The 13,188-nt window shown below is 37.3% G+C and carries 10 protein-coding genes; 4 read left to right on the forward strand and 6 right to left on the reverse strand.

The genetic code is table 11. The features are described 5' to 3' along the window. Positions 1–4: 4 nt before the first annotated feature. Positions 5–1,024 carry a DNA polymerase III subunit delta gene (gene holA, locus ACQV2S_RS00745; protein ID WP_428884829.1) on the reverse strand — a complete coding sequence of 340 codons (1,020 nt, stop codon included), beginning with the start codon at positions 1,022–1,024 and terminating at the stop codon, positions 5–7. Positions 1,025–1,154: 130 nt separating this feature from the next. On the opposite strand from holA, the gene ACQV2S_RS00750 reads away from it, so the two are divergent. Continuing rightward, entirely contained in the window at positions 1,155–1,886 is a 732-nt protein-coding gene (locus ACQV2S_RS00750) for a gamma-glutamyl-gamma-aminobutyrate hydrolase family protein (RefSeq protein WP_428874132.1), read from the forward strand. 50 nt (positions 1,887–1,936) lie between these two features. On the opposite strand, the gene ACQV2S_RS00755 is transcribed toward ACQV2S_RS00750, so the two are convergent. Together ACQV2S_RS00755 and ACQV2S_RS00760 are read right to left on the reverse strand one after the other, a co-directional pair. After that, entirely contained in the window at positions 1,937–3,148 is a 1,212-nt protein-coding gene (locus ACQV2S_RS00755) for an FtsW/RodA/SpoVE family cell cycle protein (protein WP_428874133.1), read from the reverse strand. A 63-nt stretch (positions 3,149–3,211) separates the two neighbouring features. Next, complete coding sequence (locus ACQV2S_RS00760) at positions 3,212–4,063, reverse strand: YihY/virulence factor BrkB family protein (RefSeq protein WP_428875498.1); 852 nt, start codon at positions 4,061–4,063, stop codon at positions 3,212–3,214. Positions 4,064–4,221: 158 nt separating this feature from the next. Here ACQV2S_RS00760 and ACQV2S_RS00765 point away from each other — a divergent pair, with 158 nt between their 5' ends. Beyond that, positions 4,222–4,905 carry a histidine phosphatase family protein gene (locus ACQV2S_RS00765; RefSeq protein ID WP_428874135.1) on the forward strand — a complete coding sequence of 228 codons (684 nt, stop codon included), beginning with the start codon at positions 4,222–4,224 and terminating at the stop codon, positions 4,903–4,905. A gap of 81 nt (positions 4,906–4,986) precedes the next feature. On the opposite strand, the gene ACQV2S_RS00770 is transcribed toward ACQV2S_RS00765, so the two are convergent. Further along, positions 4,987–6,732 (reverse strand): ABC transporter ATP-binding protein, encoded by a 1,746-nt coding sequence (locus tag ACQV2S_RS00770; RefSeq protein WP_428874137.1) that lies wholly within the window; start codon positions 6,730–6,732, stop codon positions 4,987–4,989. Beyond that, a complete protein-coding gene (locus ACQV2S_RS00775) occupies positions 6,719–8,461 on the reverse strand; it encodes an ABC transporter ATP-binding protein (protein ID WP_428881909.1) in 1,743 nt (580 codons plus the stop codon). Before ACQV2S_RS00775 ends, ACQV2S_RS00770 begins: the two co-directional genes overlap by 14 nt. A gap of 333 nt (positions 8,462–8,794) precedes the next feature. On the opposite strand from ACQV2S_RS00775, the gene ACQV2S_RS00780 reads away from it, so the two are divergent. Beyond that, positions 8,795–9,748, forward strand: coding sequence for an NAD(P)-dependent oxidoreductase (locus ACQV2S_RS00780; RefSeq protein ID WP_428884830.1), 954 nt, complete (start codon positions 8,795–8,797; stop codon positions 9,746–9,748). 71 nt (positions 9,749–9,819) lie between these two features. Here ACQV2S_RS00780 and ACQV2S_RS00785 read toward each other — a convergent pair whose 3' ends face one another. Beyond that, on the reverse strand, positions 9,820–12,714 hold the full coding sequence (locus ACQV2S_RS00785) for an insulinase family protein (protein WP_428884831.1): 2,895 nt from the start codon (positions 12,712–12,714) through the stop codon (positions 9,820–9,822). A 122-nt stretch (positions 12,715–12,836) separates the two neighbouring features. On the opposite strand from ACQV2S_RS00785, the gene ACQV2S_RS00790 reads away from it, so the two are divergent. After that, positions 12,837–13,178: a phage holin family protein gene (locus ACQV2S_RS00790; RefSeq protein WP_428874141.1), complete on the forward strand. Its 342-nt coding sequence runs from the start codon at positions 12,837–12,839 to the stop codon at positions 13,176–13,178. The last annotated feature ends 10 nt before the right edge of the window (positions 13,179–13,188 follow it).

A 13,188-nucleotide genomic window follows, 5' to 3' on the forward strand; every position in this document is an offset into this window, starting at 1 on the left:
TTAATTAAAGTTGCATGATTTTGGTCAGGATCAGATAGAAAGACGTATCCTTATTGCCTAAACCGGTTTTCATTTGGTAATCAGCTTGAATGAGTTGTAAATAAAGCTGACTAAGTTCTCCTATTTGCATGGGTCGACTGGCTTGAAGGGCTAATTTCACTCGATAAGGATGGACAGAGAGTGTTTGAGCTATTTCATCTTGCTTTATTCCTTGCATTTGTAAGAGTTTAACTTGTAAAAATAAGCGAAACTGCGAAACGATTAAGGCATGTAGTTGAATGGGATCGTGCTTCATTAATATTAAGTCTTGATAAATTTGAATCGAGCGATCAAGCTTGCGGGCTAGTATAGCATTGGTCAATTCAAAGACATCTGAAGCTAGGCTGCGTGTGACTAAAGAATTTACCACTTCCAGGGTAACCTTTTGACCACTTTGAGCAAATTGTTTCAACTTCTCCAATTCGGCCACTGCTTGACTCAATTGATAATCTACACGTTGTAACAAAGCCTTTTGAGCTTCTGTAGTCATCTCAAAATCAGCACTTTGAATATAACTTTGAATAAAGGACTGAACAGCCGCTTCTCCTAGAGGAGAAATATTAATATAAGTCGTCTCTTTCAGGAATGCCTTAGTTAATTTTCGCCTTTTATCCACTTGATCATGAGGGACGATAAAAAGAATACAAGTAGCGGGATTAGGATCCTTCAAATAATCCAACAAGCGCTTTGTTTGACCATCAGTCATTTTTTGTTGAGCTTGGCTGATTAGAAAATCTACTTGGTCCACTATAATAAGGCGTTGGTCGACAAAAAACGAATAACTTTCTGCTTCATCTAAAACAGTGTCAATGGATACTTCATTAGCGTCAAAGCTAGAAAGGTCTAGTTCGCCGGCCAAATGTTCAATTTTTTGAGCCAGAGCTTGTCGAAAATTTTGTTGAAGATAGACTTCACTGCCTTGAAGACAGTAAACATTATCAATCTTACCCTGAACTAAAGCCTGTTTTGCCTTTTGAAAGTCCATAATGCCCCTCCTCATCCTCTCTCATTAGTGTACCAAATATTTTATGCTTTGTATGCTATAAAGCCTTTTAACTTGCAGGCACTTTCTTGTATAATAGGAATATCATTATAGTCGCAGAAAGGAATTTATTATGCAACCAATCATCGCAATTACTGGTAGTATTACACCCATTCAAAACGACCCTCGATATGCAGCCTTCGATGCTACTTACACCCCTCACTTTTTTGTAGAAGCTATTATTGAAGCGGGAGGGATTCCACTCGTTCTACCCATCAATAACCAATATCCAATTGAAGCCATTATTGACCGTATAGACGGTCTGATCCTAACTGGTGGACAAGATGTGGATCCACGTTTTTATCAAGAAGAACCTCATTTAAAATTAGGATCTTTAAATATCGACCGTGACCACCATGAATTAAAATTAATTAAACATTTTATGCAAGCTGGCAAGCCAATCCTTGGTATCTGTCGTGGTATGCAATTAATTAATGTTCTTCAAGGTGGGAACCTCTATCAAGACCTCAGCTTGTATCCAGAATGGGCTATTCAACACGTGCAAAAATCAGAATTAAACCGTATGACCCACCGGGTTAAAATTGATCCCAATTCACGTTTAAGTAATTGGATGGGAACTGGTGATTACGTCAACAGTCTTCACCATCAAGCCATTAAAGAGCTGGGTAAAGACTTAAAAGCCATTGCCTGGTCAGGTGACCATCTGGTTGAAGCCATTGAATCCACTGATCCAAATGTGGATATTTTAGCTGTCCAATGGCACCCTGAACTCACTTACAAACATCAAGAAAGCAGTCGAGCTATCTTTAAAGATTTGGTAGAACGGGCTAAAAATAAGCAGTAATTTTTAATTAATCAAACAAAAACGAATCCTGCATAGGATTCGTTTTTGTTTTAGTATTGCTTACGATCACCGTACATATAAGGGTCAGCTTCTGAGAACATATAGGATCGGTGATGGTAACGCATAGAGAGTATCAGACCCACTCCGACCATATTGGACAGTATGGCCGATCCCCCTTGAGAGATAAAGGGTAATGGTACTCCCGTAATTGGCAGTAAACCGATAGTCATGCCCACATTCTCTAGAACGTGGAAAAGAATCATGGTAATAACTCCTGCAGAAATATAAGTATAATACTCATTTTGAGTCTCAAAACAAGTTTGAACCATTTGATAAATCAAAACAAAATAAATCACCAGAATAATCGCCGCACCAAAAAAACCAAAATTTTCACCAATAGTCGTAAAAATAAAGTCTGATTCACGAACCGGAACTGGCACTTCGGAAATGCCAAAGCCCTTACCATAGAGTTGACCAGATCCAATCGCTAAGATCGATTGAACCAGTTGGTAAGATTCACCTCTGGTGTCTGAGAAGGGTTCTAACCAAGTAGTGATCCGGCCTAACTGATAAGGTTGGAAGCCGATTTTCAGTAAGGCATCTGGGAATAAGACGGCCAGTAAGATTAATCCCCCACCAACAATGAAAACAACTGAAAAAGCTGGAAATAAAATTTTCCATGAAACACCGGATAAAAGAATCAATCCAGCGATAATAGACAGCATGACCAAGTTAGTTCCCAAGTCATTTTGCATTTGCACTAATATTAATACAGGTGCGGAAGCCAATAAGAGTTTACCAATCAAGATAAAGTCGCTTTGAATCGTTCGATTAGTATTTTGATTATTGTGTTCGGTTACCAATCGTGACAGATAAACTATCAAGGCTGGTTTCATCAACTCTGAAGGTTGAAAAGATAAAGAACCTAATTTGAACCAGGATTTAGCTCCCGTCATGATTGCTGTTTGGCGATCATGGAAAAAAAGGACGAGCACCAGTAAAAACAGACCAATACCGTAAAAGTAAATGGATAATTTCCAATACTGTTCACTATCAAACTGCATAACGATAATAACGACCAGAGAACCTAAGGCGTACCACAAGGCTTGTTGTAAGGTCGGCCCGATTCCTTGGTTGGAAATCATTGCGGTAGTTGCATATACAACGGCTAAGCCCACTAAACATAACAACAAAACAGTTAAAACAATGCCATAATCAATTCGATTTTCTTGATAACTAGCAATTCTTCTATTTATTTGCATTAATATTTCTTCCTCCTTAAGGATAAGACTTAATCGATGGATTTGATAGATCGAATCATTTCATTAAAGTCTCTTATTAACTGCTTTAAAATCTAAAGTTAGAACATTTATAAAAGCGCCGATAAAAAATATGAGACAATTTAGATAAATCCAAAACATGATGACTAAAATTGCACCCAAGGCAGTGTTACTATTAAGTGATTGATTAAATTGAATAATGGTCCCAAATAATTTACCTAAAAGAGTAAACGTTAATACAGAGAATAAGGATCCTGGAATAGCTTTAGTATATTTTAATTGATGATGCGGTAAATAGGTATAAACAATCACTAGAAAAATAAAGAGGAAAAATAAAGACCCCCAACTTCCCCCTCTTAACCAAGTAAACAAAAAGCTCAAATCACTTCTTAAATACTGGTCAATCCAAGTCAGTAAATACTCACCGAAAGTAAAAATAAAGGTTGAAACTAAAATAACTAAGACGCTGACTAAGGTAAAAAGATAGGCAAATAAGCGTTGAATCAAAAAGTGTCTCTTACTCTTTACCCTATATATTTGATTGAGCACTCTTTGCAAGGCATTAAACACATTGGAAGCAGGCCATAAAGCTAAGACTAAACCAATTGGCACCCAGCTAGTAGAAGCTGTTTGATAGTACTGTTGAATCATTGGGATTAAGGACTTAGCCACTTGTCCAGGCAAAGAAGTTCTCAAAAAGACAATGACTTCTTCATAAGAATAAGGTAAGAGCACAATCAAGTTGGAAAAGGCTAAGAGAATAGGAACAACGGCTAAGAGAATAAAGTAAGAAACTTCCGCCGCGTATGAGCCAAAAGAAAGCCCATCAAGCTGCTTTTTTATTTTGACAACTAAGCTTTTGATTTGGTCTTTAGACTTGGTATTTAACAACCCCATTTAGGCTACTCTCCCTTCTTATAACTTCTATAGATTACCATAATCATTGAGTAATTGCACTTGAATGTCTAAGCAAAATCGATAAATTCAATCGGATTGCTTAGACAATAATTGGCAATAAGGTTATAATTAAAGAGAATAAAGAACGGAGGGAATTTATGTCTAACGGTGTTACTTTTTACTTTATGCGGCACGGTGAAACGATATTTAATCACAATGGTCAAGTGCAAGGTTGGTCCGATGCCCCCCTAACTGCTAAAGGAATTGAGCAAGCAAGAGCTTCTGGTCGTGGCATTGCAGATATCCATTTTGATGCGGTTTATTCCAGCGATTTACACAGAACGCAAGAAACTCTCCGCTATGTTCTGGATGAAAACCATCACAAAGACCACTACGAAATCCAATTAATGAAGGAATTACGGGAAGTCTTCTTTGGTTCATTTGAAGGTCAACCTGCTTCCAATCTGTATGATGCAGTGGATGAGCATTTATTGGCCGGTGGTATTGACGTAAAAAAAATGGATAAACCAATTGAAATGCCTAAATTTCTAAAGCTAGTAAAACATTTAGACCCTGAACATTGGGCTGAAAATTATGTTGAATTTTGGGATCGGATTGAATCAGGACTTTTAATTCTATTAAATAAGCATGCGGGAACTAATCAAAAAATATTGATTATGAGCCATGGCATGGCCATTAGCAATCTAATTCACGGTTTAGTAGCAGATTTCGAGAGTGGACAACCCCTATCTAATTGTTCCCTATCCATTGTTGAATATCGTGACGGACAATTTCGTTTAAACGCCTTTAATCAAACTGAGCATTTTATCTACGATAAATAAGTCAGCCATTTTATAAATTAATCCTAAGCAATAAAAACACCGGGGCATTTACCCGGTGTTTTTTGCTTGAGAATTTAGAAACTAGGAAACCTTAGCCTGCATCCGATACATTTCGGCATACTGTCCATTTAAAGCCATCAATTCATGATGGTTACCTTTTTCTTTGATTTCGCCATTATCCATCAAAATAATTTGATCGGCATGCTGAATAGTCGATAGGCGGTGCGCAATGATAAAAGTTGTCCGACCTTTTTGTAGCACTTTCATGGCTGCTTGAATGATCGTTTCAGTCTCAGTGTCAATATGTGAAGTTGCTTCGTCTAAAATTAAAATCTTAGGATCAGCAGCCAGGGTACGCGCAAAGGAAATTAACTGCCGTTCCCCTGAAGAAAGGGATTGACCTTTTTCAACCACTACTTCATCGATCCCCTTTTCTAATTTAGCCATCATTTCTTTGGCCCCAACTTGTTCGATAGCCTGCATGATCTTTTCTTGGCTGATCTCCGGATCATTCATAGAGATATTACTAGCAATGGTTCCTGAGAAAAGGTAGGGCTCTTGTAGGACGATGCCCATATCGGCTCGAACACTCTCACGCGAAAAGTCTTGAATATCCTGGCCGTCAATCAAAATCGTTCCATCTTGTGGATCATAGAAACGGAAAATTAAATTAATTATCGAAGATTTTCCTGAACCGGTATGACCGACTAAACCAATTGTCTGACCAGGCTCAACTTCAAAATTAATATTTTTTAAGACTTTTTGATCGCCTTTATAGGCAAAGTTCACATTTTGAAAGCTAACACGCCCCTCACCCATTTCAAAGACTGCTGCTTGATCTTTTTCACTGGGGTGATCCATCAAGGAAAAGACCCTAGAGCCTGAAACTAAAGATTGTTGCAACATAGTCATTAAACGCACAATTTGTGTAATCGGATCAAAAAGGCGCGATACATAATTAATTAACACATATAATTTACCGACAGAAATACCTAAGATGCCCTCTAAGTATTGAGTTCCTAAATAGGTCACTACCAATAAAATACCCATATTTTTTAATAAATCAGCCAAGGACCAAGAGAGTCTAGAATCAATCTTTTGGGATTGGAGTCTTGATTGATACCATTCTTCATTGGTTGCTTCAAATTCATCATTGAGCATTTCTTCTTGTCCAAAGGCTTGAACAATTGTTACCCCTTGAATAATCTCAGCCGTTTTGCTGTTTAATTCAGAGATACTTTCACGCCATTTAGTATTGACTGGCGCAATTTTACGCATATAAATAACTTGCCAAACGATAAAAAGTGGGATGAATAAAAGAAAGGCTAAACCAATTTTTAAATTGACGTAGAGTAAGGCGGCATAAATACCAATGACCGTCATTAAGTTAATCAACATACGGTTACAAAAGTTTTGATAAAAGGACTGACGCAAAACTTCCGTGTCATTGACAATTCGAGCCGCAATTTTTCCAGCCGGTTTATCATCAAAGTATGAAACCGGTAGGGTTTGCATATGCTGATGGGCTTGATCCCTCACCTTTTTACTCAACTGATTGGCCACAAAAGCCATTAAAATATATGCAGAGTAAGAAAGGACTGCCGAAGAAACCAAAATCAAGACATAGCGAATGAAGAAGCTAATTACCTTGCCTTGTTCAATGATTTGATTATTACTGACTTGATTAGCTGCATAATCAATTAAATCTTTAGCTAATAAAGGAGCATAAACAGAAAGGCCGACCGAAGCAATTAGGAAGAAAACACCTAATAAAAATTTCCATTTAGCATACTTCAAATAGGATAATAAACGTTTAAAAGTTTCCATTTTCGCCCTCCTCCATTAGTTGATTACGATACTGTTGGTAATACCAACCTTTAGTTTTTAATAGTTCTTCAGGTTTTCCTCTTTCAATGATGCGCCCATCTTCTAAGACTAAAACTAAGTCTGCATGCGAAACAGCTGAAAGACGATGGGTAATGATAATATTGGTTTTATCTTGACGTGCTGCTTGAATATTTTTAATGATAGCCGTTTCGGTTTTAGCATCTACTGCAGACAAGGAGTCATCCATAATTAAAAGCTCCGGCTTACGAATTAAAGCACGGGCAATCGCAATTCTTTGTTTTTGTCCACCTGAAATGGCTACCCCTTTTTCACCGATTAAGGTTTCTAAGCCCTTATTCATATGGGCCATATCCTTAGTAAAATCAGCTGCTTCAATGGCCTCGTTCAGCTCCGCTTCTGTCGCATCAGACTTTCCAAAAAGAATATTATCTTTGACTGAGCGAGAGAAAAGCACATGGTCTTGAGGAACATAACCAATCAAACTAGCTAATTGTTCAAAATGATAATCAGCAATCGGATGGCCGTTAATCTTTAAGGATTCAGGATCTTCAACAGGATACTGGCGTAAGAGTTGTCGCACTAAGGTCGACTTACCTGAACCGGTTTTGCCAACAATTCCTAAAGTTTGACCCGCCTTTAAAGAAAAATTGATGGCTTGAATAACTGGCTCTTGATCATCAGGATAGGCAAACTGAAAATCTTTGAAATCAATTTGTTCAATCTGACTAATCGATCGGTCGCCTTCTTTGCCAAAGAGATCATCAGCCTCTTCGATTTCTTGAATCTTACGGTGTGAAACTTGTCCCTGTTGATAGATCGCAATCAAATCAGACATCCCCCAAATCACTTCATTAAACATACCGAGATAAATTTGGAAAGTAATCAATTGACCAATTGATAATTGGCCTTGGTTGACGTAGTATGCCCCTAAGGCCAGACCAATCCCTGTGGAAAGGCCAGAAAAGATACGAGCAGAAGGTCCAAAAAAACCAAATAAGAAGTTCATCACATTGGTTTGTTTGACAACATCTTTGGTTCTTTCTTGAAAACGCACCTGCTCTAAGTCTTTCTTTCCATAGGCACGGATTACGCGTACCCCATCAACTGTTTCAAGCACTTCGTTAGACAATTTAGCTACCGCATCGCGGCTGGCTTCATAGCGTTTATCGGCTTCTTGTCCTAGGAAATGAATGATCACCCCAAAAAGAATTAAAGGAATAATTGATATTAAGGTCAATTTCCAGGAAATAGTAATAAACATGACTAAAAGAATTGAAATCAGCCAAGATCCATCTGAAATGATAATTAGAAAACCATAAGCTAATGTTTCCCCCAAACGATCTATATCTGAAGTCATCCGCGTCATTAAATCACCCGAGCGGTAATTTTCATAAAAAGGTAATTTTAAATAAGTGAGTCGGCGAAATAATTTTTGACGGACTTGCTTGGTGAAAAGTGATGAACGACCAAAAAGAATCACCAACCAAGAAGCCTCTACGATATAATTTGATACAGCCGCTACTGAGAAAACGGCTAAATAAAAAATTAAAGTCTTTGAATCTAAAGATTTTTTGACAATGGCATCAATGAATAATTGAATAATATAATTGGGAACGATAGCTAATAAGCCTGATAAAATGGCTAGTAGGCCGCCAATGAAATAAGCCATTTTATGTTCCTTAATAAATTGATATAATGCTGCTAACATCTCTCTCCTTCTTCCTAGATCCTTTCATAATAAGTAAGCATAAAAGACACCTATTTAAGGTGCTCCTTAAATAGGTGTCTTTTTGCATAATGACAGACTCCTAGATCAATTAGCTAGTGAGTCTTCCTATTTATTATGAAAGGAGTTTTTGTGATAATTAAATGAAAGACAAATAAGTTCATAGTGTTCATTGTTTTAACTCCTTTCTAAATTTAATGAATCTATTGTATACCTTTTCATATAATCTGTAAACACTGATTTCATTTTATTTGCAATTAATTGTCAATAGCGTATCGTATAATTAAAGTTACTATTTAATTAGGAGGTTTTTTTATGAAAATTGTTGTTCTAGAAAACTTAAAAGTCCCCCAAGAACGGATTGAAGAACTGGCAAAACCTTTAATAGAAGCAGGCCATGAATTTAAATATTACCCTGAAAAAACGACCCATCCAGAAGAATTGATTGAACGCAGTCAAGGGGCAGATATTCTTACCTTAGCTAACAATCCTTTGCCTGAAGAAGTTTTAGACCAGCTAGATCAGGTGAAATATATCAATGTGGCTTTTACTGGCGTCGACCATATTCCTTTAATCAAAGCCAAAGATCGCGACATTTTAGTTTCGAATGCCGCTGGCTATGCCAATACAGCCGTCGCTGAATTAGTCCTAGGGATGACGCTTAATTTATTTCGTCAACTCAAGGCTAGCGACCAAGAAGTAAGAATGACCGAAGACTTTCCTGGTATTCGGCAAGGCTCTGAAATTAAAGGCAAGACGGTAGGAATTATTGGAACTGGAAAAATTGGTAAAGAAACGGCTAAATTATTCAAGGCCTTTGGCGCTAACTTAATGGGGTTCAATCGCAGTCGTGATCAGGAATTAATCAATATGGGAATGGATTACTCCTCCTTAGAAGAATTACTAGCTAAGAGTGATATCATCACTATCCACCTTCCACTTAACCGCGAAACCCAGCAATTCTTTGGAAAAGATCAATTACAAGCTATGAAAAAATCAGCCGTTTTGATTAATTGCGCTCGCGGTCCAATCATTGATAGTGATGCCCTAGCCCAAGCCTTAAAGGATGGAGACATTGCTGGAGCCGGAATTGATGTCTTTGATAGCGAGGCACCTCTTCGTGAAGACCACCCGCTGCTAACCGCACCAAACATCCTACTGTCTCCTCATGTTGGTTACTTTACCCATGAAGCGATGGATTTAAGAGCTCAAATCGCTTTTGAAAACATCTATCGTTATCTTGAAAATCAACCACAAAACTTAGTTTAATACTCCTTATAAAAAAGCACCCTAAAAAAATAGGATGCTTTTTCTCTTTCAATTTGAACCAGTTAAATAGCTTAGTATAATTCATAGATTACATCGAATAAGTCTTTATCTTTTTCAATTTTCGCCTTATTACCAATAACTGCTAGAGTGTAATCTTGAAGTGCGTTTTCTAATCCATCTGCTAAATCATTTAGTTGCTCATTCGTTACTGCAATCATCTCTTCTTTTAACTGACTAATCATTCGATAATCTAAGCCAGTTAAATGCAAGGTGAAGGCTTCTACTCCTTTTTCGTGTGCTGATTTAGGACGTTCTAATGGTGAAAGACTGCCAATGATATTCTTAAGTAGCTCGCTTTCTGAAAGCTCTAATTGGCGCACATAAGCAGGAATCGCTAAATAACTTTCTACTGATTGGCGGATATTAGGATCACGATAGGACATCATATATAAAGAACCTAACCGATCATGACCATAACCAGAACCGTAGGCTCCACCTTGTACACGAATGGTATTCCAAAGATAGCCTAAATTCAATTCATTGCTCAGGACCTTAGAAGCACCTGAATACTGTAGGTGGTCACTAGCATCAGCCGCAAGACCAACATAGTTGACATCTTGAGCGGTGACAAAGGCTTCATTTTGTTTCTTGCCACTTGGATAAGTTTGCAAAGGCCCTAAATCTTTTGATGGAAGCTGATTAAACGCTTTAAGCACCTTATTTTTAACCAAACTTGCTCGCTCTTGATTACCGGTATATAAAATGTTTAGACGGTTAAAGTTAAGAATTTTTTGATAGCTAGTCTTTAATTGGTCTAATAATCGATCGCCTTTTCCTTCTTTGAGTAAGTCACGGCATTCTTTTAAATAATTAAAGAAATCAATGCCTGAAGTCATTTGTTCTAATTTAAGAGCTGGCTTATACTGGCTCAGTGCGCGTTTAAGGGCTAAAACATGAGCCCCAAAGTTTATACGGTTTTCAAAACCGGCAATTAATTCTTGGATGATGCGTAAGATTTCTTGCTGATCTTCAATCAAGGTCGAAGTCATAATTTCTTGCATTAAGTCGATCAAATGATCGGATGAAGCTTCCAGTGCTTTCCCATTTAAGGCAAAATAGGTTTGAATACTACCGTCTAATTTGGGAACGATATCTACTGAGGCTAAGATGCCACCGGTGTGGGTATCCATTTGCCGTTGTAATTGATCAGAAGAATAGTTTTTTGTAGCAAGGCCTGACATCAACTTGGCTAATAATGAAAGGCGTGAGTATTCTTCGACTTCAAGATCACGAATATCCCAATAAAGCGATAAGTAATCAATGCCTGAGGTGAATTGGTCTGCATGATAAAACTTACCTTGACTCTTTTCAAGCGGATTAATTGTCAAAGGTAATTCTTCTGTTTCTGTTGTTAAGTCTTCCTTAGTTAACATAGGGATTTTAGCTAAATCTTCTGGTTTATCGACCGATACTTGACGTTCAATTAAGGCTTGAGTGGAAGCTACCAAATCTTCTACCTCTTGTTGAGAGAGTTGAGACTTGTATGCTTGTAGTTCTTGATCTTGCTTGGCTTCTTTTTGATCACTTAGTCCTGGACTTGCCTCAAGCGTGATTGCCACACGGTGGTTATTGTTTAACAATTTTTCTTCAATTAATTTTTCAAAGTAGCCCTCTTTGGCAAGCTTTCGCAATTCTGTTAACCTCTCAGAGAAGGAAAGAATGTCAAAAGGTGAAAAGTCGTACAACCAGGTTTGGTAAGCCGATAAGGTATAAAAAAGGCCGCGAGGACGTGATTCTGAAATGACTCTTTCTTTCAAACGGAAGCTAATTTTATTAATGGAAGCTTGAATAATTGCTGGATCAATTCCTTCATCAACCAATTTAGCTAAGGTTTCTTTAACAACCTTTTTAAAGTCCTCCATCTTATTAGCAGACGAGTACTTAGCTAGAATCATAAAAACTTCAGTATAACCAGGTAAATCATGACCTCCACTGATGTCGCCACCTATTTCCGCATCAAGGAGTGCTTTCTTCAAAGGAGACTGGTTATTACCGAATAAAATTTCTTCCAAAATTTCAAAGGCCATGGCTTCTAGTAATCTGTCAGCAGTCGAAACATGCCAAGCTAAACATAGATAGTCTTTGTCAGCTGGGTCATCTCCTTCAGTGATCGAATAGTGTTTATTAATTTCTTTTTGACTTGACTCTTGGATATTAAATTTTAAATCTACAGCTGGTGTTTTGCCTTTTCCTGAAAAGTATTCTTCTAACCTCTCAAAAGCATGGTTGATATCTAGGTCACCATAAAGAACGGTTAATGAATTGCTTGGATGGTAATATTCTTGATGGTAGTCCACAAATTCTTTTTGGGTTAAATCTGTAATAGCTGATGGTAGACCACCTGATTCATATTGATAAATAGAGTCTGGATATAAGGATTGACTCATGGCATGATACATTTGATCATCCGGTGAAGCCATTGCCCCTTTCATTTCATTATAGACGACCCCTTTATAAATCAGCTCATCCTCAGCCTTTTCTAAATGATAATGCCAACCCTCTTGCGCTAAAATTTGAGGATTTTGACGGAAATTCGGTTCGAAAACGGCATCTAAATAAACGCTCATCAAGTTGCTAAAGTCTTGGTCATTCGTTGAAGCGACAGGATAAATGGTTTTATCGGCAAAAGTCATAGCGTTTACAAAGGTATTCATCGATCCTTTGATAATCTCTACGAAAGGTTCTTTAGACGGATATTTTTTAGACCCATTGAGAACTGAATGTTCGATAATATGCGTAATTCCATTGTCACTATATGGCGGTGTTTTAAAGCCAATGGTGAAAGATTTATTCTTATCTTCATTTTCGAGATATAGAACTTGAGCCCCCGTTTCTTCATGGACATATAAATGTCCCACCGAGTGAATATCTGGAATGTTTTGACTTTCTATTTTGTTAAATGTCATTATATGACCTCCTAATTAATTGTTTACTTTCTCATTATGGCATAATTGTAAGCCCTTTAAAAGAATTTAGAAGTATTTCGAAGCGATAATTTCTGCTATAATATTATAAAAGGAGTGATTGAATGAAAAATATTTTAACAACAACTTTAGTGGTTCTTGTTTTAAGTTACATAATCCCTGGGATTGTTGTCACTAGTTTATTGTCTGTCATTATTTTTTCTATTTTATTGGGATTAGTAAGTGGAACTCTAGGACGTTTATTAAAGTTTGCAGGCTGTGCCATTAATTTACTGACCTTTGGTTTCTTCAACCTTGCTATTAATGCTTTTATGATTCAATTAGTAGACAGTATGTTGGATGGTATTCAAGTTGAAAACTTCTGGTACGCAGCTTTACTGTCAATCGTTATTAGCCTCTTCTCTACTTTCAATCAGAACGAAGATATAAAACACAATAGAATCTAGTTCCATTTTA

This window comes from Facklamia sp. P13064, from assembly GCF_050409425.1.
In the GTDB taxonomy this organism is placed as follows: Bacteria; Bacillota; Bacilli; order Lactobacillales; family Aerococcaceae; genus Facklamia.